The organism is Burkholderia sp. LA-2-3-30-S1-D2, assembly GCF_001523915.2.
Taxonomy (GTDB): domain Bacteria; phylum Pseudomonadota; class Gammaproteobacteria; order Burkholderiales; family Burkholderiaceae; genus Burkholderia; species Burkholderia diffusa.
Map to the genome: position 1 here is coordinate 550,388 of NZ_CP013383.1, position 21,235 is coordinate 571,622.

At 65.6% G+C, this 21,235-nt stretch carries 20 protein-coding genes; 15 read left to right on the top strand and 5 right to left on the bottom strand.

The window, feature by feature from the left end; all coding sequences use genetic code 11:
• Positions 1-105 precede the first annotated feature (105 nt).
• The 4 genes from WS66_RS02480 to WS66_RS02495 all read right to left on the bottom strand — a co-directional run bounded on the left by WS66_RS02480 (position 106) and on the right by WS66_RS02495 (position 5,683).
• The gene (locus WS66_RS02480) at positions 106-1,359 is read right to left on the bottom strand and encodes a M20/M25/M40 family metallo-hydrolase (RefSeq protein ID WP_059600236.1); all 1,254 of its coding nucleotides are present in this window, start codon (positions 1,357-1,359) and stop codon (positions 106-108) included.
• Between the two features lie 78 nt (positions 1,360-1,437).
• Positions 1,438-3,150: a M36 family metallopeptidase gene (locus tag WS66_RS02485; RefSeq protein ID WP_059600235.1), complete on the bottom strand. Its 1,713-nt coding sequence runs from the start codon at positions 3,148-3,150 to the stop codon at positions 1,438-1,440.
• A 483-nt stretch (positions 3,151-3,633) separates the two neighbouring features.
• On the bottom strand, positions 3,634-4,578 hold the full coding sequence (locus WS66_RS02490) for a GlxA family transcriptional regulator (RefSeq protein ID WP_059600234.1): 945 nt from the start codon (positions 4,576-4,578) through the stop codon (positions 3,634-3,636).
• A gap of 142 nt (positions 4,579-4,720) precedes the next feature.
• The gene (locus tag WS66_RS02495) at positions 4,721-5,683 is read right to left on the bottom strand and encodes a helix-turn-helix domain-containing protein (RefSeq protein ID WP_059600233.1); all 963 of its coding nucleotides are present in this window, start codon (positions 5,681-5,683) and stop codon (positions 4,721-4,723) included.
• A gap of 241 nt (positions 5,684-5,924) precedes the next feature.
• On the opposite strand from WS66_RS02495, the gene WS66_RS02500 reads away from it, so the two are divergent.
• The 9 genes from WS66_RS02500 to WS66_RS02540 all read left to right on the top strand — a co-directional run bounded on the left by WS66_RS02500 (position 5,925) and on the right by WS66_RS02540 (position 12,711).
• On the top strand, positions 5,925-7,082 hold the full coding sequence (locus tag WS66_RS02500; protein ID WP_059600232.1) for an amine dehydrogenase large subunit: 1,158 nt from the start codon (positions 5,925-5,927) through the stop codon (positions 7,080-7,082).
• A 7-nt stretch (positions 7,083-7,089) separates the two neighbouring features.
• Entirely contained in the window at positions 7,090-7,644 is a 555-nt protein-coding gene (locus tag WS66_RS02505) for a MauE/DoxX family redox-associated membrane protein (RefSeq protein WP_059600231.1), read from the top strand.
• Positions 7,641-8,276 carry a methylamine dehydrogenase accessory protein MauD gene (gene mauD / locus WS66_RS02510; RefSeq protein ID WP_059600230.1) on the top strand — a complete coding sequence of 212 codons (636 nt, stop codon included), beginning with the start codon at positions 7,641-7,643 and terminating at the stop codon, positions 8,274-8,276. The genes WS66_RS02505 and mauD overlap by 4 nt, the downstream gene beginning before the upstream one ends.
• Before the next feature lie 39 nt (positions 8,277-8,315).
• A complete protein-coding gene (locus WS66_RS02515) occupies positions 8,316-8,861 on the top strand; it encodes a methylamine dehydrogenase light chain (protein WP_059534225.1) in 546 nt (181 codons plus the stop codon).
• The gene (locus WS66_RS02520; RefSeq protein WP_059600229.1) at positions 8,858-9,358 is read left to right on the top strand and encodes a c-type cytochrome; all 501 of its coding nucleotides are present in this window, start codon (positions 8,858-8,860) and stop codon (positions 9,356-9,358) included. The genes WS66_RS02515 and WS66_RS02520 overlap by 4 nt, the downstream gene beginning before the upstream one ends.
• Complete coding sequence (locus WS66_RS02525) at positions 9,355-9,882, top strand: c-type cytochrome (RefSeq protein WP_442859290.1); 528 nt, start codon at positions 9,355-9,357, stop codon at positions 9,880-9,882. Before WS66_RS02520 ends, WS66_RS02525 begins: the two co-directional genes overlap by 4 nt.
• Positions 9,883-10,146: 264 nt before the next feature.
• Entirely contained in the window at positions 10,147-10,524 is a 378-nt protein-coding gene (locus tag WS66_RS02530) for a RidA family protein (protein ID WP_059600228.1), read from the top strand.
• A gap of 249 nt (positions 10,525-10,773) precedes the next feature.
• Complete coding sequence (locus WS66_RS02535; RefSeq protein ID WP_059600227.1) at positions 10,774-11,901, top strand: aminotransferase class V-fold PLP-dependent enzyme; 1,128 nt, start codon at positions 10,774-10,776, stop codon at positions 11,899-11,901.
• A 240-nt stretch (positions 11,902-12,141) separates the two neighbouring features.
• Complete coding sequence (locus tag WS66_RS02540) at positions 12,142-12,711, top strand: YdeI/OmpD-associated family protein (RefSeq protein ID WP_059600226.1); 570 nt, start codon at positions 12,142-12,144, stop codon at positions 12,709-12,711.
• Between the two features lie 266 nt (positions 12,712-12,977).
• Here WS66_RS02540 and WS66_RS02545 read toward each other — a convergent pair whose 3' ends face one another.
• Positions 12,978-15,278, bottom strand: coding sequence for an NADP-dependent malic enzyme (locus WS66_RS02545; RefSeq protein WP_059600336.1), 2,301 nt, complete (start codon positions 15,276-15,278; stop codon positions 12,978-12,980).
• A gap of 135 nt (positions 15,279-15,413) precedes the next feature.
• On the opposite strand from WS66_RS02545, the gene WS66_RS02550 reads away from it, so the two are divergent.
• The 6 genes from WS66_RS02550 (at position 15,414) to WS66_RS02575 (ending at position 21,234) form a co-directional block, all read left to right on the top strand.
• Positions 15,414-16,385 (top strand): LysR substrate-binding domain-containing protein, encoded by a 972-nt coding sequence (locus tag WS66_RS02550; RefSeq protein WP_059600225.1) that lies wholly within the window; start codon positions 15,414-15,416, stop codon positions 16,383-16,385.
• A 317-nt stretch (positions 16,386-16,702) separates the two neighbouring features.
• Entirely contained in the window at positions 16,703-17,656 is a 954-nt protein-coding gene (locus WS66_RS02555; RefSeq protein ID WP_059600224.1) for a choline ABC transporter substrate-binding protein, read from the top strand.
• A 100-nt stretch (positions 17,657-17,756) separates the two neighbouring features.
• Complete coding sequence (locus WS66_RS02560) at positions 17,757-18,686, top strand: 3-keto-5-aminohexanoate cleavage protein (protein WP_006484708.1); 930 nt, start codon at positions 17,757-17,759, stop codon at positions 18,684-18,686.
• Positions 18,687-18,773: 87 nt separating this feature from the next.
• Positions 18,774-19,739: an L-carnitine dehydrogenase gene (locus WS66_RS02565; protein ID WP_059600223.1), complete on the top strand. Its 966-nt coding sequence runs from the start codon at positions 18,774-18,776 to the stop codon at positions 19,737-19,739.
• 6 nt (positions 19,740-19,745) lie between these two features.
• Positions 19,746-20,234, top strand: coding sequence for a thioesterase family protein (locus WS66_RS02570; protein ID WP_059600222.1), 489 nt, complete (start codon positions 19,746-19,748; stop codon positions 20,232-20,234).
• A 43-nt stretch (positions 20,235-20,277) separates the two neighbouring features.
• On the top strand, positions 20,278-21,234 hold the full coding sequence (locus WS66_RS02575; protein ID WP_059600221.1) for an alpha/beta hydrolase: 957 nt from the start codon (positions 20,278-20,280) through the stop codon (positions 21,232-21,234).
• The last annotated feature ends 1 nt before the right edge of the window (position 21,235 follow it).

Sequence of the window (21,235 nt, forward strand, 5' to 3'; positions counted from 1 at the left end):
TGTTGCGGAAGTGATCGAACGACGATTCTATCCGGAACGGGAAACGCACTCGAATGGGCGCGCACGACGCGCGCGCCCGGTGCGGCTCGAGGCGGCGAGGTCGCGTCAGCGCTTGACGGTCGCGCTGCCGTCACCGCCGAGATCGACTGCATACGCGAGCGCCAGCTTGCCGAACTTCAGCGCGTGGTTCGCCTGCCGGTCCGAATTCTCCAGCGTGTCGTTCACGGTATGGATGTACGGACTGTCGTTCTGGTCGGCCTCGAACGGGAACGACGCCGGATAACCCTGCGCATTCCAGGACGCGTGGTCCGAACAGGCATATCCGCATTGCGACGTGCCGATCGCGAGTTCCGGCAGATACGCCTTCGCCAGGTTCGTCAGGTAGGTGTTCTGCGCGGCGCTCGTGTAGTCGGTGATCAGGTAGATGTCTTTCGGATCGCCCTTGTAGTTCGTCATGTCCAGCTGCAGCACGCCAACCACGTTCGCATTCTGCGTGCGGAACTGCTTGGCGATCGCCTTCGATCCGAGCAGCCCGGCTTCCTCGGCCGCGTAGCCGACGAACTTGATCGTTCGCTTCGGCCGGTAGTCGTTCGCGAGCAGCACGCGCAGCGCTTCGGTCAGGCTGGCAATGCCGGACGCATCGTCGTCGGCGCCGGGCGAGCGCGTGTTTTCCGTCGTGCGGCCGACCGTCGAATCGAGGTGGCCGCCCAGCACGACCGTGCCCGCGGCGGGATCGCTGCCGCGAATCGTCAGGATCACGGATTTCTGCGGGAAGCCCGTATGCGCGAACTGCTCGACGGCGATGTCGGTGCGCGAGCCGGCCAGTTGCTTCCACTGCAGCGCGAGCCAGTCCGATGCGGCGACGCCGTGCGACGTCGTGTAGTAGCGGTTCGTGAAGCCGGACATCGATGTGATCGTGCCGACGATGTTACTGGCCTGCAGTTGCTGCACCCAGGTCTTGATCTGCGGCGCGCTCGACACCGTGTAAGCGGTCGCGGCCACCTGTTTCGCGAGCGCCGCGGATACCGGCTGCAACGCCAGGCGTGCGTCGTCGAACGAGTCGTGCACGATGTAGCCGGGCCCGTGGCCGCGCGCATGGTGTACCGCGTGGGCGAGTTCGCCGAGCCGCGCGTCGTCGATCTCGACGACGTGCACGGTTTCGCGGCGCGCGGCGCCGTCGGCCGTCTTGCCGGCGTCGACCGTGGTGCTGTATTGCGCGGTCGCGCTCGCATCGATGCGTTGAAGCTGGCGGAAAGCGGTGTCGCCGAGCGTGATCCACACCGGCGTGGCGTGTGCGGCGGCGGTCAGCAGCATGCCGCCCAGCGCGGCGCTCAGGCGGGTCAATGTCAGAGTAGGCATGTTCGATCTCGTGAGGATGGCGATGTCGAGGAAGTGGGCGCGCCGCAGGTCGTGCGACGCCCCCCGCCTGCTACGGAATTACGACTTCTGCGGCACGGTCACGCCGTACGTGCAACTCTTGTTGTACGCATTGCCGATCGCCGTGAGCTGCGCGCTGCTGTAGCCGAGCGCGGCGGCGGCTGTCAGCACCGCTTGCGCGGCGGCCTTCTGGTTCGTCGAGCTGTTGGTCATCGACAGGCCCTTCAGGAACGCCTTGTCCATCGCCTGCGCGCCGATCGCGTCGCGCGCGACGAGGTTGCACGACGCCCAGTACTGGCCGGCCGTGTGGATCTCGGCGCCGCGTGCCTGCGCGTAGGTGCGCCCGACGTTCCAGTTCGTCACGCGGCCGCCCCAGTATTCGTTGTGGCCGTCCCAGTTGTAGACCCAGTGATACTGCGCGTCGGACGGGCTCCACTGGTTGAAGTCGCGGCTGTACGCGGCGGCGAGATAGTCGCCGGTGCCTTCCGACAGGCCTTCCTGCTGTGACAGGCCGCCGTTGGTCACCCAGTCGTGGATGCCGTGGCCGAGCTCGTGGATCACGACGTCCGCATCTTCCGCATCGTCGACGCCGCCCTGGCCGAAGGTGAGCCGGCCGCTGCTCGACGAGTACGACGAGTTGTCGTCGCCCGATTCGCCGTGCGGGTCGTACTGCACGCCGCCCGTGTACTGGTACGGCATCGCCTGGATGCCGAGCGTCTGATTCACGTAACGAAGGAACGTGTCGATGTGGTAGTACGTGTTCACCGCCTCGAAGTACAGGTTGCCGCGCGTGAACTCGAATGTAGGCGTGGCCTGTGCCGGGCAGGCGTTGTCGCGCGGCGCATCGAAATCGACGCACGACGCATACGGGCCGGACAGCACGTAGCGCGAATTAGACTGCGCGAGATCCTTCAGCGTCACGCGTACGCGCGAGGCCGTGAGCTGCGTGGAGTCCGCATCGTTGTTGTCCTTGTAGCCCGTGCTGCCGTAGCTGCTCTTCGTCGACGAAAGCGGATCCGGCCGGAACACGAAACCGGTGCCGTCGGTCGCATAGAACGCCTTGTCCTCGGCGCGCAGCACTTCGCCGCTGTCCGCGTCGATCAGCAGTTCCCAGTCGCCCTTCGGGCCATCCTGCGGGCGGCCGCGCACCTTCCATGCGGTATGCGTGCCGGCCTTGTCGACGAACGCGACGAGCTGCGCGTCGAAGTTCGTGAAGCCGCCGACGCCGAGATACGCGCGCGCGCGGTCGAGCGCCTGCTGCTGGTCGACGGCCTGCGCCTTGCGCGCGATGGCGACCACGCCGTTGATCGTGTTGCTCGCGACGTACAGGATGCGGCCGTCCTTCGCGACCGTCACCGCGATGTCGCTGCCGTATACGGGCAGCCCGGCCGCCTGCTGCTGGAAGCGCACGACGGTGAAATCGGCGTCGTCGCGCTCCGACGTCACCGCGAGGCTTGCGAGCGCGGCTGGGTCGAGCCCGAGCTGCGTTGCCTGCGATGCGACGAAATCGCGCGCGGCGGCGGCGGGCGTGGCGGCCGCCTTCTTTGCGCGATACGCGGGGTTGTACAGCGTGACGGCGACGCCGTCCGCGCGGAACTGGCCGGCGGCCGTGTCGGCCTTGGTCGCGGCCGGTGCCACGCCGCGCGTCAGGCTTTCGCGCAGGCTCGACGTCTGCGGGTTCGCGACCTTGGTATCGGCCGCGCTGCCGCCGACGATGCCGAAGCCGAGCGCGAGACCCAGGGCGAGCGGCAATGCTTTGCGTGATGTCTGCATACGTGATCCTCATCTCAACGGTTGAACACGCCCGCGCGCTTGTGGCGAGCAGGCACGACACGGCCCACGCGCCGGCTCGATGGAGCCGGTGCGAGAAAGCGGTGCAGGGAGATTCGACTGACTGAGGACGACCAAGCGTCAGGTCGAAACGAATTGAAGCGGAAAGGCGGCGGGGAAGCGAACGGAAGGCAGGTGCGGCGACGGCGAAGCGAGCATCGTCATGTCATACCCCTCGGATCGGCATTGATGGCGGTTTGGCAGCCTGCGTGGCGCGACGTGTGTCAGGCCCGGGCTCTCATCTCCTTAGGGCTGCATATCTAATTAATTGCGAGGTATGTTACAGAATATTTTCGGCGACATTGCAATTTATTTTCGAAGGCCGCTTCGGTCCGTCGATCAATCGGCGGAATTGTTCATCGAATGACGGGAAACGCTGTCGAAGCGCGCAATAGCGCGCAGGATTGTATGCAAAAGCGGCGCTGCTCAGCGCGTCGCGCGGCGGTCGCTGCGCGGGCTCACGCCGAAACGCGAGCGATACGTGCGCGAGAAATGAGACGGCGATTCGAAGCCGCATGCGACGCAGACCGACGTGATGCTCATGTCGGTCTGCTGTAGGAGCTCGCGGGCGCGATCGAGGCGCAGGTTGAGGTAGAAGCGCGTCGGCGTGTCGTTCAGCGTCGCGCTGAACAGCCGTTCGAGCTGGCGCCGCGTGATCGACACGTCCTGCGCAAGCGCGTCCGAGCCGAGCGGGCTCTCCATATGCCGCTGCATCATGTCGATCACCTGGATCAGCTTGCGGTTGTGCACGCCGTAGCGCGCGGCGATCTCGAGCCGCTGGCTGTCCGAGCGTTGCCGGATGCGGCTGACGACGAACTGCTCGGAGATCGCCGCCGCGAGGTCGGCGCCGTGCCGTCTCCCGATCAGGTCGAGCATCATGTCGATCGACGCGGTGCCGCCCGCGCAAGTGATGCGCCGGTCGTCGATCTCGAACAGTTCCTGCGTCGCGTTCAGGCCGGGATAGCGTTCGCGGAACGCGGCAAGCGCTTCCCAGTGCAGCGTGAGCGTTTGCGATGCGTCGAACAGCCCGGCTTCCGCGAGCACGAAGCTGCCGGTGTCGATGCCGCCGAGCGTCGCGCCGTGCCGGTTCTGGCGGCGCAGCCAGTCGCCGAGTGCGCGGTCGTAGCACACCAGCGGATCGAAGCCGGCGACGACGAACACCGTCTCGACCTGCGCGACGTCCGCGTACGCGGCTTCGGCGGCGACCGGGATGCCGTTGCTCGCGGCGACGGGCGCGCCGTCCGCGCTGATCACGTGCCAGCGGTACAGCTCGGTGCGAAAGCGGTTCGCGACGCGCAGCGGTTCGACCGCCGACATGAAGCCGAGCGCTGAGAAGCCGGGCAGCAACAGAAAGTGGAAATCCTCGGGCATCGGGGCGTGGGGTGGAATCGGGTGGTCGTCACGTACGGGCGCGACGCAACGTGGCACGGCGAGCGGGCAGGCACGCGCATGCCGCGCCCGGCTCGCGCAAGCCGAACGTTCAACGCACGATTATCGCGGGTTTTGCAGGTGCTCAGCGCGTTTTTGCGCCGCGCACCGCGCGGCGCGCTGTCGTCGAAGGCAGTTCGCCGAACTGGGCCTTGTACGCGTTCGCAAAATGCCCGAGGTGGATGAAGCCCCAGCGCGCGGCCGCTTCGCTGATCGGCAGGTCGGACTGCCGCGTGTCGAGCAGCAGACGTCGCACCTGCGCGAGGCGTAGCGAGCGCGTGTAGTTCAGCGGGCCGGTTTGCGCGACCGACTGGAAGCTGTTCTGCATCGTGCGCCGGCTCACGCGCAGTTGCGTGCACAGGCTCAGGATGTCGACGGGCGCCTCCGGGTGCTCGATCACGTAGTCGTGCACGCGCCGCACGATGTCGGCATGGCACGCATGCGTCAGACGATTCGACGGCTCGGGCATCCGATACGTGAGCAGATCGACGAGCACGTTCGCGACATCGCTGCGCAGCCCGGACTGCGCAGGCGCCGTATCGAACGTATCGGGCGCCGACAGCACGCGTTCGAGCAGCGTCGCGAGCTGCACGCTCGCGCGTTCGCGTGCGGCGACCGGCACATCCGCGACGCCGCGCCGCAACGCGCGCTCGTCGAGCCGGACATCGGCGGCATCCTCGATTTGCTGCATCAGCTCGGAATCGACGACCACGCCGATCAGCGACATGTCGTCGGGCGAATGGAGTTCGAAAGGTGAGCCGCCGCGCGCCAGTACGATCGTGCCGCGCTCGATGCGCGCATCGCCGAATGCGAAGGTTCCCGAGCCGGTGAGCGGCATGCCGAGCACCGTATGGCCGGTCGGCAGGCGTCCGCGCTGGATGATGCGCACGTTCGCCGCTTCCTGGAACAGTTGCACGCCGTCGAACTCCGCGTGCTTGATCGCGCTGCGATACGAGCCGGAGCCGATCTGGTCATAGCGCTGATCCCAGCCGCGCAGCGCCTCGGCATGCCGGTCCGCGTCGTCGAACATCTGATGAAACACGAGCATGGCGCCTCCGGCGGTCGTTCGGACCGCGCAAGATTAAACCGACCGCACGGTCGGTGCAATACGGATGAGCGCTATTTCCATGGGGGTTTTGGAGGGGTCGGAAGGTATCGAGCGCGGGTGCCTTTCAGGCGGTTTTCCAATATCCCGAATCGGCACGCACGCGTTGCCGGTCCGGGTGCTGAACGGATTTATTGTCGAACTACAGTCGCCCCACATAACGTGAATCCCAACTGGAGGCGACATGAGAACAAGGCGACGCACCGCGGCTTTCGCGGCGACGCTGGCGTTCGCGGCGGCGTGGGCCGGCAGCGCATACGCGACAGAAAAGCCCGAGGAACTGGTCGTGCAGAAGATGCCGCCGTGGCATCCGCACGAGGTGTACGTTGTCGATATCGCAATGCCGACGATGACCGACGGACGCATCTTCGTGTACGACGCCGACGCAAAGAAGCTGCTCGGCCAGATCGATGGCGGCTTCGCGCCCGGCCTCGCGATCTCGCCCGACCACAAGACGAGCTTCATCGCGACGACCTATTTCTCGCGCGGCTCGCACGGCACGCGCACCGACGTCGTCGAGATGACCGACAACACGACACTCGATCACACCGGCGAGATCGTGATTCCGGCGAAGCACGGGCAGCACGTGCCGTCGCCGTACAACACCGCGTTCAGCGCCGACGGCAAGCGGTTGTACGTCGCGAACATCACGCCGGCCGCGTCGGTGACGGTGATCGACGCGGTGTCGAGGGCGGTGCTGTCGGAGATCGATACAGCGGCATGCGTGCTCGCCTATCCGTCAGGGAACGACCGGTTCACCGCGCTGTGCGAGAGCGGCAAGGCGCTCACCGTCACGCTCGACGCGAACGGCAAGGAGGTGAAGCGCACGATGTCCGATGCATTCATCGACGTCGACAATGATCCGGCCTTCATCAACGCGTCGCGCTACCACGGTGGCTATCTGTTCACGACGTACCACGGCAACGTGCGCAGCGCCGACTTCAGCGGCGACAAGCCGGCGTTCGGCAAGTCGTGGTCGTTGCTGACCGACGCCGAGCGAGCCGAAGGCTGGCGCCCGGGCGGCATGCAGCAGACGGCCGTGCAGGTGAAGCAGAACCGCTACTACGTGCTGATGCACAAGGGCGGCGACGGCACGCACAAGGATCCCGGCACGCAGGTCTGGGTGTACGACCTGAAGTCGAAACAGCGTGTCGCGCGCTGGGACCTCGCACAGCTGAAGGTCGATCCGCTCGTGTCGATCCAGGTCAGCGAGGACGACAAGCCGCTGTTCTACGGGCTGACGGGCACGTCCGATCTTGCCGTGATGGACGCGCAAACGGGCAAGCCGCAGCACGTCGAGAAGCAGATCGGCAGTACGTCGACGCTGCTCGTGAACCCGTGAGGCCGCGATGACGCTCGATCCCGTACTTGCCACCAGCGCGCAGGCTGGCGCTGCCGTCGTCGTGCTGCTAGGCGCCTTCGCCAAGATCCGCCGGCCCGCGGCGTTCCGGCAGGCGCTCGCCGGCTATCGCCTGCTGCCTGAGGTACTCAACGCGCCCGCCGCGTTCGCGATTCCGCTCGCGGAAGCCGTCTGCGCCGCAGCGCTGCTGTTTCCCGATACGCGCACGACCGGCGCGCTCGGCCTGATCGCATTGCTGCTCGTCTTCGCGGCCGGCATGACGATCAACATCCTGCGCGGCCATACCGACATCGACTGCGGCTGCTCCGGTTTTGCCGCCGCGCGCGCGGATGCGCCGCGCGGCATCGGCTGGCTGCATGTCGCGCGCGTGCTGCTGCTCGTCGTGCTGGCCGCGATCGCGTTCGTCGAACCGGGCAGCCGCGCGATCGTGTGGTTCGACTACCTGACGCTGTTCTCTTCCGTGCTTCTGATCGTCTGCGCGCTGCTCACCGTCGACGTGCTGCTCGCCAACGTGCCGCGCCTTTCCCACCTGAGGAATTCATGATGCAAACCGCTCTCACTGTTTCCACCGCCTTGCTGTGGGTCGCCGTTCTCGCGCTCGGCGCGATCTGTCTCGCGCTCGTGCGTCAGATCGGCATCCTGTACGAACGGATCATGCCGGCCGGCGCGTTGATGATCGACAAGGGGCCGGCGGTCGGCGCGATCGCGCCGACGTTCGAGCTGACCGACATTCGGGGCTCGCAGGTGAAGGTCGGCGGTATCGATGCATCGGGCAAGGCGACGCTGCTGTTCTTCCTGTCGCCGACGTGCCCGGTCTGCAAGAAGCTGCTGCCGCTGTTGCCGTCGCTGCAAGCGAGCGAATCGACGCCGGTGAACATCGTGCTCGCGAGCGACGGCGATCTCGACGACCACACGCGCTTCGCACAGAAGCACGACCTCGCGCGTTTCCCGTACGTGCTGTCGCAGGAGCTGGGACTCGCGTACCAGATCGGCAAGCTGCCCTACGCGGTGCTGCTCGACGACACCGGTTCTGTGCGCGCAAAGGGTCTCGTCAACACCCGCGAGCATCTCGAGAGCCTGTTCGAAGCGAAGGAGCGTGGCGTTGCATCGCTGCAGCAGTTCGTGCACGGCAATTTTGACCATGGCGGTCACGAAGGGCACGCGCAGCACGCGTGACCGGCCGGCTCTCTTTCAACGTTAACGGAGAACAACCACATGGGGCTGTTTGATTCATGGTTCGAGCGGTCGGCGCGTGGCGTCGCTCAGCATAGTTCGCGGCGCAGCGCGATGGCGAAGCTCGGCAAGGTGCTGGTCGGATCGGCGATGCTGCCGCTCTTGCCCGTCGATCGCACCGCATATGCAGCGGATGCAGCGTCGGGCGCATCGGCGGCTTCGGGTGCTGCCGCGCCGGGCGCGAGCGACGATCCGATGAGCTGCGATTACTGGAAATACTGCGCCATCGACGGCTGGCTGTGCAGCTGCTGCGGCGGTACGTCGAGCAGTTGCCCGCCGGGCACGACGCCGTCGCCGATCACGTGGATCGGCACGTGCCGCAACCCGCACGACGGTTCGGACTACATCGTGTCGTACAACGATTGCTGCGGAAAGACGTCGTGCGGCAAGTGCTTCTGCAACCGCAATGAGCGCGAGAAGCCGCTGTACAAGCTGTCGCTGAACAACGACATCAACTGGTGCATGGCGAACGGCAATTCGAATTACCACTGTTCGGTTTCGGTCCTGCTGGGGGCGGCGAAGCAATGAAAATGAAGCAAGCTGGAACGAGGGTGGTCGCGTGCGTGGCGGCTGTTGCGGGTTTTGCGTGGCCGGGTCTCGCCGGTGCGCAGCAGGCTGTCCACTACCCGGCGGGCAAGAGCCTGTTCGATGCGCAGTGCGCGGTGTGTCACCAGGCGGGCGGCAAGGGGCAGGACGGCCTCGCGCCGCCGCTGACCGAGTACCCGGGCAGGTATGCAACGGCCGATGCGGGCCGTGCGCAGCTTGTCGCGACGCTGTTGCACGGGATGTTCGGCGAAATCACGGTGCACGACAAGCGCTACAACTTCAAGATGCCGTCGTTCGCGAGTGCGAGCGATGACGATATTGCGAACGTGCTCAACTATGTCGTATTCGATCTCAACGACGAGCACGGCGACGCGAAGCCGTTCACGGCGGCCGACATTCGCGCGGCACGCGCGAAGGAGATGGACGGCACGGCCGTTCATGCGCAACGTGCGGTCGTGACGAAGGGGCTGGGGCTTTGAATGCCCTGCGCATTCGTGGTCGCGGCCGGCGTGTGGAGGCGTCGCGGATCGGAGCGTTCATGGCACGCCGCCTGTCTACGATGCTGGCGGTCGCTGCCGCGGCATTCGCGATTGCCGTACCCGCACATGCCGAGGGCGTGGCCGACGCCACACTCGCGCGACAACACTGGGTGCTCAATTGCATGGGATGCCACACGGCGACAGGCGGCGGCATTCCGGGCAAGGTGCCGCCACTCGCGAATTCGCTCGGTTATTTCACGCATCTGCCGGCGGGGCGCGAGTACGTGATGCGCGTGCCCGGCGCGTCTAACTCGGCGCTGTCCGACGAGGAACTCGCCGACGTGCTCAACTGGGTGCTCACGACGATGAACCGCGATGCGCTGCCGCGTGGCTTCAAGCCTTATACCGCCGCCGAAGTCGCCTCGCACCGACGGCCGGCGTTTTCGGATGTCGCGACGGTACGTGCCGGGCTGGTTCGTGCACTGCACGAGCGCGGGATCGACGGTGTGTCGGATCGGTACTGATCGGCTTCGCTGATGGAGATTCGGCACCGGGCACGGCGGATTGCCGGTATTCGGGGCGGCGCGGTATCCCCGCGCCGTCACGCGCGGATCAACTCGACGCCGAGGATCGGGCACGCCGCGCAGGCGATGCGAATGACGTTGACCGGATGCTGCGGTGCGTAGCGGCTTGCCGACCGAGAATACCGAATTGGCAGCGCGCCATTTCCGCGTTACGCTCGTTTTCGTAAGCCAACACCGGCGCCGGATGGATCGTGGGAGGCTCAAATGGCGATCGAATACTTTGCAGAGCGCAATCCGGTCACACGAAACCTGCCCCGGTCGTTGGCGACCAAGGCCGGCGATCTGGTATTCGTATCCGGTCAGGTGGCGAGAAACGAAGACGGGAGCCTCGTCGCGGGCGGAATCGAAGCGCAGACGCGTCAGACATTGAAGAACGTCGCCCACGTACTCTCGCTGGCGGGATGCACACTCGGCGACGTGGTGAAAACCACCGTCTGGCTCGAGGACGCGCGCGACTTCGCGGAATTCAATCGTGTCTATGGGGAGTTCTTCCCGGGGAACAAGCCGTCACGATCGACCTTGCAGGCGACGAACATGGTGGGTACCAAGATCGAGATCGAGGCGATTGCCTGCAGGCCTTGAGCACGGGAAATGCCGGAAAACCGACGAGAGCCGGTCTTGCAAGCGACGCGGTCGGATGCGCTGAGACATGCGCCACATGATGGCTTCGTGCGTGCACCGCACAAAACACGCAAATCCCCAACGTCAGACTGCATTCGTTAGAATCGTTCGTCGTCAAGGCAATCATGCAGATTTGCATGGGCGCAGCGGTAGCCACTCACGAATACCGCGCCCCCTCACCCCATGCTTCATCCTTTACCGGAGGCGAACGTGCCAGGATTACTTCCCGATGTCGACCGCGACGGGCTTCTCGAATATTCGGTGGTGTACACCGACCGGTCGATCAATCACATGTCGCAGCGCTTTCAGGGCGTCATGCGCGATATTTCCGCCGCGCTGAAGAAGGTCTACAACGCGAAGGCGGCCGTCATCGTCCCGGGCAGCGGGACGTTCGGCATGGAAGCCGTGGCCCGGCAGTTCGCGACGAACAAGAAGTGTCTGGTCATCCGCAACGGCTGGTTCAGCTTCCGCTGGTCGCAGATTTTCGACATGGGCAGCATTCCGTCCGAATCGATCGTGTTGAAGGCGCGTCCCGTCGAATCAGGCAGGCAGGCGGCGTTTGCGCCGGCCCCGATCGAAGAAGTCGTCGCCGCGATTCAGGAACACAAGCCGGACCTGGTGTTCGCTCCGCACGTCGAAACCGCCTCCGGGATGATGTTGCCCGATGCGTATCTGCGCGCGGTGGCCGACGCCGTGCATGCGGTCGGCGGCATGTTCGTGCTGGATTGCATCGCGTCCGGCACGATCTGGGTCGATATGGAGAAGAGCGGTGTCGACGTGCTGATCAGCGCGCCGCAAAAGGGCTGGAGTGCGTCGCCGGGTTGCGCACTGGTCATGCTCAGCCCGCTCGCTCGCGAGCGCATCGATGCGACGACCAGCACCAGTTTTGCCTGCGATCTGCGCAAGTGGCTGCAGATCATGGAAGCCTACGAGAACGGTGGCTTCGCGTACCACGCGACGATGCCCACGGACAGCCTTGCGACGCTGCGCGATGTGATCAAGGAAACGGACGCATACGGCTTCGACAAGGTGCGGGCGGAACAGCTCGAACTCGGCACGCGGATTCGCGCGTTGCTGGCCGAGAAGGGTTTCAGGAGCGTGGCGGCGCCAGGGTTTGAGGCGCCTGGCGTCGTGGTCAGCTACACCGACGATGACGACATCCGGTCCGGCAAGAAATTCGTCGATGTCGGCATGCAGATCGCGGCCGGTGTGCCGCTGCAATGCGATGAGCCGGCGGATTTCAAGACGTTCCGCATTGGCTTGTTCGGTCTCGACAAGCTGCATGACGTCGATGCCGCGGTCCGTAGGTTTGCTAGCGCGTTGGAACGGATTCTGTAGGGCGCGCTTTCGATCCAAGGGTGGGGCGCATGGTGCGCTCGACATGATCGAGGCCATCCGAACGATCGACCGAGGTCGGAAGCCGCCAGACTCGGCGGCGGCTTCCGACCCAAATGAGCCGACGGATAGTGGCGACTGCACGCCCGCATTGGATCGCACCACGGACGCTGCTATTCGTATAAGCACTGTTGGACTGCGGACAGTTTCCCACGCCCATACTCAACCATTCAGGACAGTGACATGACCGAATGCGCGCTGACATTTGCCAGTCAGACCGAATGGGAAAGCTGGTTAGCGCAAAATGGCGGCACGTCGAGCGGAGTATGGCTGCGTCTGGCGAAAAAGGGCACCACGCAGGGAACCGTCACCTATGGTCAAGCGTTGGAAAGCGCGCTCTGCTATGGCTGGATCGATGGCCAAAAGCAGGCCGAGAGCGCGACGCACTGGCTACAACGCTTCACTCCACGCTCCGCAAAAAGTATCTGGTCCAAACTCAACAAAGACCGGGCCGAAGCGCTGATCGCCGCGGGCAGAATGCGCGCGCCGGGCATGCGCGAGATCGAGAGGGCGCGGCAGGACGGCCGCTGGAAGGCTGCGTATACGTCGGCCGGCAACTCGACCGTGCCGGACGACCTGCAGGTTGCGTTGAACGCAAATTTGGAAGCCAAGGCGTTCTTTGAAACCCTGAATAGCCGCAACCGCTACGCCATCCTGTTCCGGATACAGAATGCGAAAAAGCCGGAAACACGGGCGCGTAAAATTGCGGAATTCGTCGACATGCTGAACCGCGGTGAAACCCTCCATCCGTAGATCTCGTGCGTCTGATGGAGATCTTGCGAAACGCGGGCACCGAACCTGTCATGGCCGATTCGTTTCTGCAGCGGTCCAGCCAGATGGCGGTTCGTCGATGTACGCAGTCGTTACCGTCATCGCCATGGCTCGCGAACAGGGGCGGCTGCCGAAGCTGGCGCCGCTTGCCGACGATCCTGATGCCTGAATCGCGGATATCGTTTTTTCAGCGGACCACGGCCCGATGACCGACGGGGTCGGCCGTAGCCGACCCGCATCAACTGCAATTACACGGCCGCGTTGCGATTCGCCTCGATCACCGTCAACGCCGTCATGTTCACGATTCGTCGCACGGTCGCACTGGACGTGAGAATGTTCACCGGCCCATTGACCCCCAGCAGGAACGGCCCGACCGCAACGTTACTGCCGGCCTCGGTCTTGAGCAGGTTATAGGCGATATTCCCCGCATCCACGTTCGGACACACGAGCAGGTTCGCCGCACCCTTCAGCGGCGACATCGGCAGCAGCCGCGACCGCAGCGCCTCGTCGAGCGCACAGTCGCCGTGCATTTCGCCATCCGCCTCGATATCCGGCGCATGCGCGCGAATGATTTCGAGCGCTCGGCGCATCTTCACGCCCGAGGCCGCGCTCCCCGACCCGAAGTTCGACCGCGACAGCAACGCAGCCTTCGGCGAGAGATTCAGCCACTCCATCTGCCGCGCGGCCGCGATCGTGAATTCCGCGATCTGCTCCGCATCCGGGTTGTCGTTGACATGCGTATCGACCAGCGCGACCGTCCGCTGATTGAGCAGCAGGATGTTCATCGCGGCGTAGGTCGACGCACCGGGCTTCTTGCCGATGACTTCGTCCACGAACCGCAGGTGATTGTGATACTCGCCGACCGTCCCGCAGATCATCCCGTCCGCATCGCCGAGCCGCACCATCATCGCGCCGATCAGCGTCAGGCGGCGCCGCATCTCGACGCGCGCCATTTCCTTCGAGATGCCGTCGCGGCAGCGCAATTCCCAATACGTCGTCCAGTATTGCGGGAAACGTTCGTCATATTCCGGATTGGTCACTTCGACATCCTGACCGAGACGCAGGCGCAGGCCGAATCGCTCGATACGCGCGAGCAGCACCTCCGGACGCCCGACCAGGATCGGACGCGCGAGCTTCTCGTCGACGATCACCTGCACCGCGCGCAGCACGCGCTCGTCTTCGCCCTCGGTGAACACGATGCGTGCCTTGCCGCCGTCACGCACGAGCTGACGCGCGGTCGCGAACAGCGGCTTCATGAACGCGCCCGAGTGATAGACGAACTGCTGCAACTGCTCGACATACGCGTCGAGATCCGCGAGCGGGCGCGTCGCCACACCGCCTTCGATCGCGGCCCTGGCCACGGCCGGCGCAATACGCACGATCAGGCGCGGATCGAACGGCTTCGGAATCAGGTATTGCGGACCGAAGGACACTTCATCGCCGCCATAGGCTGCCGCGACGATGTCGTTCTGCTCTTCCTGCGCGAGGCCGGCAATCGCGTGAACCGCGGCAATTTCCATTTCGCGGGTGATCGTCGTTGCGCCCACATCCAGTGCGCCGCGGAAAATGTACGGGAAGCAGAGAACGTTGTTGACCTGGTTCGGGAAATCCGAGCGGCCCGTCGCGATCACGACGTCGTCGCGCGTCGCATGCGCGAGTTCAGGGAAGATTTCCGGCGTCGGATTGGCGAGCGCGAGAATCAGCGGCCTCGCGGCCATCGCCTTCAGCATCTCCGGCTTCAGAATGCCGCCGACCGACAGCCCGAGGAACACGTCGGCGCCGCCGATCACTTCGGACAGCGTGCGCGCGTCGGTTTCCTGCGCGAAGCGTTCCTTGGCCGGATCCATCAGCGTGGTGCGGCCGCGATAGACGACGCCTTCGATATCCGTCGCCCAGATGTTCGCGACCGGCAGCCCGAGGTCGACTAGCAGGTCCAGACAGGCCAGCGCCGCGGCACCGGCGCCCGACGTCACGACCTTCACCTCGGAAATCGACTTCCCGACCACCTTCAGCCCGTTGATGAACGCGGCGGCCACGGTAATGGCGGTGCCGTGCTGGTCGTCGTGGAAGACGGGAATCTTCATGCGCTCGCGCAGCTTGCGCTCGACGGTGAAGCACTCCGGCGCCTTGATGTCCTCGAGGTTGATCCCGCCGAAGGTGGGCTCGAGGCCGGCGATGATGTCGACGAGCTTGTCCGGATCGGTCTCGTTGATCTCGATGTCGAACACGTCGATCCCCGCGAACTTCTTGAACAGCACGGCCTTGCCTTCCATGACCGGCTTCGACGCGAGCGCGCCGATGTTGCCCAGACCCAGCACGGCGGTGCCGTTGGTGATGACGCCCACCAGATTCCCGCGGCTCGTGAAGCGATGCGCGTTCAGCGGCTCGGCGGCGATCGACTCGCACACGCTGGCGACGCCGGGCGTGTAGGCGAGCGCGAGATCGCGCTGCGTCACGAGCGGCTTGCTGGCGACGACGGAGATCTTCCCCGGGGTCGGAAACTCGTGATAGTCGTACGCGGCCTGCTGCTGAGTCTCTGTCTGTTTCATGTTTTTGGGTCCGGGCGTGCGCGCCAGGCCAGTCCCGACGCGATCCATGAGGTGATTCTAGGGATCGGCCATAAGGAGATGATTCTGTTTTAATATCGGTCCATCACTTTTTCATGATGATGTGGCGGTCCGGCAATGACATTCGACGCGAACGACGTGGTCAGGCGGCTCGGTGCGCGCCTGAAGATGCGGCACCTGATGCTGTTGCTGCAGATTCAGCAGCACGGGTCGCTCACGCGCGTCGCCGAGCACATGGCGAGCAGCCAGCCCGCCGTGACGAACGCGCTGTCCGAGCTGGAAAGCATGTTCGGCACGCCGCTGTTCGAGCGCTCGTCGCGCGGGATGCGGCCGACCGCGCTCGGTTCGGTCGTGCTCGAGCGCGCCAGGGCGATGCTGAAGGACCTCGACCATCTCGCCCGCGAGATGGAGGCGGTCGCCGCCGGCCACGCCGCCCACCTGCATATCGGCGTGATTCCGTTTATCTCGGGCCAGATGCTGTCGGCGGCGCTCAAGCGGCTGCAATCCCGGATGGAGCGGCGCCTGACCGTGACGATCCACGAAGGCACCAGCGACCAGCTGCTGCTCCAGCTCAAGGACCACAGCGTCGATCTCGTCGTCGGGCGGGCGTCGTCGGCGGTCGATCTGGGACAGGTTTCCTTCGAAGTCCTGTACCAGCAGCAGCCCCGGATGATCGCGAGCCGGCGCCTCGCCGCGAAACTGGCCCGCATGAAGCTCGACTGGGAGAAGCTGCACGAGCTGGACTGGATTCTCGGCGCGCCGCATACGCCGATGCGGGAGCAGGTGACCGACCTGTTCCTGTCGGCCGGCATCGCGCCGCCCGTGCCGATCGTCGAAAGCTACTCGTCGAAGCTGATCGGCGAAATGATCGCATCGAGCGACGACGCCGTATCGATCGTGCCGACCGATATCGCGGAAGAAATGGTGCGCATCGCCGGCGTGGCGATCGTGCCTTACTCGCTGGTCTGGACGCTGCCGCCCATCGCGCTGTTTACCCGCGCCGCCGAATCGCATGCGCCGACGCGGGATCTGCTCGTCCAGGCGCTGCGCGAGATCTGCAGGGAAACCTACGTCGAGGTACCGCGATAACGCGTCGGGCGCCGGCCCGCACCCGCCCGGCCGGAATCGGCGCCACGCCCGCTCCGGCATCGCCGCCGAAGCACGCTCCGTCGGCATCCGTTACGCCGCATCCGGACAAACCCATCTTCACCGTAATTCGCCTGAAACCCCCGCCATACAAGCCATTGCCCGAGCGTAGTGGTTTTCACCCATAGTCGCAAATAGTCAAGAAAAGGTCGCCGCCGGTCGTCTTTCGACCAATATGGCTCGTTACTTTTACTCCCACGATGCAGGCCGGGACGCACTCCGCGAACCCGTCGGACATCGGTCCAATCGGGAGAGAAACCATGAAGTCGACAAAGATCGCCGCGTTCGTCGCGGCCGTGCTGGCGACCGGCGCATTCGCGACCGCGGCGCACGCCGAAACGGATGCCGCGACCTGCCGCAACGTACGCTTCGCGGATATCGGCTGGACCGACATCACGTCCACCACGGCGCTCGCCTCGACCGTGTTCGAAGGGCTCGGCTACAAGCCGACGACGACAATCGCATCGGTGCCGATCTCGTTCGCCGGCCTGAAGAGCAAGCAGCTCGACATCTCGCTCGGCTACTGGTGGCCGGTGCAGCAGAAGCAGCTCCAGCCGTTCCTCGACAGCAAGTCGATCAACGTGGTCGAGCCGCCGAACCTGTCGGGTGCGAAGGCGACGCTCGCGGTGCCGAGCTACGCATACCAGGCCGGCCTGAAGAGTTTCGAGGACATCGCGAAGCACCGCGCGGAACTCGACGGCAAGATCTACGGGATCGAACCGGGCAGCAGCGCGAACGCGACGATCCAGAAGATGATCGACACGAATCAATACGGTCTCGGTGGCTTCAAGCTGGTCGAATCGAGCGAAGCCGGGATGCTCGTCACGGTCGAGCGCGCGATCCGCGAGAAGAAGTGGGTCGTGTTCCTGGGCTGGGAACCGCATCCGATGAACATCCAGATCAGCATGAACTACCTGTCCGGCGGCGATGCGAGTTTCGGCCCGAACTATGGCGAAGCGCGCGTGTACACGCTGACGGCGCCCGACTTCATCTCGCGCTGCCCCAACGCAGGCAAGCTCGTCGAGAACCTGCGCTTCACGACGCAGCTCGAGAACCAGCTGATGCAGTCGGTGATGAACAAGACGAAACCGGCGGACGCCGCGAAGGCGTACCTGAAGAAGAATCCGCAGGTGCTCGATGCCTGGCTCGCCGGCGTCAAGACGTTCGACGGCAAGGACGGCCTGCCTGCCGTGAAGGCGTATCTCGGCCTGTAACGGCCCGTGCGCGCCGCAAGCGGGCGGCGCGCAGCGACAAATAATCTGCAGTACGACAGAAGTCGAGCGACACGAACCGAATCAAGCGAGGGCATTCAGCATGAACCACGAAGTCATCATCACCTGCGCGGTGACCGGCGCGGGCGATACGGTCGGCAAGCATCCGGCGATTCCGGTCACGCCGAAGGAAATCGCGGCCGCCGCGATCGAAGCGGCGAAGGCCGGCGCGACGGTTGCGCATTGCCACGTGCGCGATCCGCAGACGGGCCGCGGCAGCCGCGACCCGAACCTGTACCGCGAAGTGGTCGACCGGATCCGCTCGGCGGACGTCGACGTGATCATCAACCTGACGGCCGGCATGGGCGGCGATCTGGAGATCGGCCCGGGCGAGGACCCGATGCGCTTCGGCAAGGGCACAGATCTTGTCGGCGGCCTCACGCGCCTCGCGCACGTCGAGGAACTGCTGCCGGAAATCTGCACGCTCGATTGCGGCACGCTGAATTTCGGCGACGGCGACTACATCTACGTATCGACGCCCGCGCAACTGCGCGCCGGCGCGAAGCGCATCCAGGAACTCGGCGTGAAGCCGGAGCTGGAAATCTTCGATACGGGCCATCTGTGGTTCGCGAAGCAATTGCTGAAGGAAGGGCTGCTCGACGATCCGCCACTGTTCCAGCTGTGCCTCGGCATTCCGTGGGGCGCGCCGGCCGACACCGGCACGATGAAGGCGATGGTCGACAACCTGCCGCCGGGCGCGCACTGGGCCGGCTTCGGGATCGGCCGCATGCAGATGCCGATGGTCGCGCAGGCGATGCTGCTCGGCGGTCATGTGCGCGTCGGCCTCGAAGACAACATCTGGCTCGATCGCGGCGTGCATGCGACCAACGGCACGCTCGTCGAGCGTGCACGGGAAATCGTCGAACGCCTCGGCGGCCGCGTGCTGACGCCGGCCGAAGGGCGTCGCAAGCTCGGCCTGCCGGCGCGCGGCGAGCGTCTGCTCGAACGCCGCGCGGTGGCCGAATTCGCGTGAGCGTTCAAGGCTGATTCCGATTCAATGCGGCGGCGCGCACGAGCGCGGTCGCCGTCCGATTTCCCTCGATTTGAAGGATGCGTTGACATGGCAGTGAAGACCGACATCAAGACGTTCGCCGCGATCGGCACCGGTGTGATCGGCAGCGGATGGATTTGCCGTGCGCTCGCGCACGGTCTCGACGTGGTCGTGTGGGACCCGGCGCCGGGCGCCGAGGCGCGGTTGCGCGCGAACGTCGCGAATGCGTGGCCTGCGCTCGAACGCGTCGGCCTCGCGCCGGGCGCCGATCCCGCGCGGCTGCGCTTCGAGTCGACGATCGAGGCCTGCGTCGCCGACGCGGACTTCATCCAGGAAAGCGCGCCCGAGCGGGAGGCGCTGAAGCTCGAACTCCACGAACAGATCAGCCGCGCGGCGAAGCCCGACGCGATCATCGCGTCATCGACATCGGGGCTGCTGCCGACCGACTTCTACGCGCGCGCGACGCATCCGGAGCGCTGCGTGGTCGGCCATCCGTTCAATCCGGTCTACCTGCTGCCGCTCGTCGAGGTGCTCGGCGGCGCGCGCACGTCGCCGGAAGCGGTCGAGGCGGCGATGGCGATCTATCGCAACCTCGGCATGCGGCCGCTGCACGTGCGCAAGGAGGTGCCGGGCTTCATCGCGGACCGGCTGCTCGAGGCGCTGTGGCGCGAGGCGCTCCATCTGGTCAACGAAGGCGTCGCGACGACTGGCGAGATCGACGATGCGATCCGTTTCGGCGCGGGCATCCGCTGGTCGTTCATGGGCACGTTCCTGACCTACACGCTGGCTGGCGGCGACGCAGGCATGCGACACTTCATGCAGCAGTTCGGCCCCGCGCTCGAACTGCCATGGACCAAGCTGGTCGCGCCGAAGCTGACCGACGAACTGATCGATAGCGTCGTCGAAGGCACGAGCGAGCAGCAGGGCACGCGCAGCATCAAGGAACTCGAACGCTATCGCGACGAGTGCATCACCGAGGTGCTGAAAGCGATCGCCGCGGTGAAGGCGCGGCACGGGATGCGATTCGAGGACTGAACGAACATGACCGGCGATACCCCGCTGACGATTTACCACGACGTCGTGCGGCCCGAGTGGGTCGACTACAACGGCCACCTGCGCGACGCGTTCTATCTGCTGATCTTCAGTTTCGCGACCGATGCGCTGCTCGACCGCATCGGCCTCGACGACGCCGCGCGTCGCGAGCGGTGCCGCTCGGTCTACACGCTCGAGGCGCACGTGAACTATCTGCAGGAGATCAAGGAAGGCACGCGCGTGCGCGTCGACGCGCGGGTGTTCGCGCACGACGCGAAGCGGCTGCACCTGTATCTCGAGCTGTTCGCGGACGGTCATGACGGCGCGGTGTCGGCGAGCGAGCAGATGCTGCTGCACGTCGACACGCGCGACGGCGCGAAATCGGCGCCCTTCGACGACGACATCGCCGCGCGCGTGGCCGAACTGCATGCGTTGCAGCGCGATTGCGCGGCGCCCGCGTATGCGGGCCGCGTGATCGGGCTGCCGCCGCGTCGCTAGCATCGGCGTTCAACTTTCGACCGTCGACTGCGGAGCGCACACGATGCTCGAACCGGAAATCGCGGCATTCGTTGCGGCCGTCGACGCGTGGTATCCAGCCGACGCGGCGGCGCGCTCGCCCGTCGAGCAACGCCGCGTCTACGATCGCTTCGCGGCCGCGTGGACGCCCGCCGAACTGCCGGCCGGCATCGTGCGGCAGGACGCCGTGTGGCATGCGCCGGACGGGCGCGCGATCGCACTACGGCGCTACGCGCCCGCGCAGGGCAAGCCGCGCGGCACCGTGCTGTTCTTTCATGGCGGCGGCTTCGTCGTCGGCTCGCTCGACAGTCACGCGCTGATCACGGCGCAACTGACGGCCGACACTAGGCTTGCCGTGATCGCGGTCGACTACCGGCTCGCGCCCGAGCATCGTGCGCCGGCCGCGCTCGAGGATTGCCTGGCCGTCACGCGTGCCGCGCGCGACGCGGTCCGCTGGCCATTCGACTCGTGCGCACGACCGTTGACACTCGCGGGCGACAGCGCGGGCGGCAATCTCGCGGCGGCCGTCGCGACCGCGCTGCGCGACGCGGGCGAAGGCGGCATCGACGGGATCGCACTCGTATATCCGATGCTCGGCATCGAACCGCAATCGCCGGCGCGCGAAACGGAAGCGCGCGCGCCGATGCTGACGCTCGACGACGTCCATCGTTATCGCGCGCTGTACTGGGGCGATGCGGATGAAGCCGCATTGAACGACGATCCGCTGCTGCGTGCATCGGTGCCGCTCGCGGCGTCGCGCTTCGACGGGCTGCCGCCCGTGCTCGCGATCGGCGCTGAACACGATCCGCTGCGCGACGATGCACGCGTCTATGTCGAACGAATCCTTGCGGCCGGCGGCGCCGCGCGTTACTGGAGGGGAGAGGGGCTGGTGCACGGCTGCTGGCGCGCGCTCGGAACGAGCCCGCAGGCGGCGCGGATGCACCGAATGATCGGCGGGTTTCTGCTCGCACCACACGCGTAGC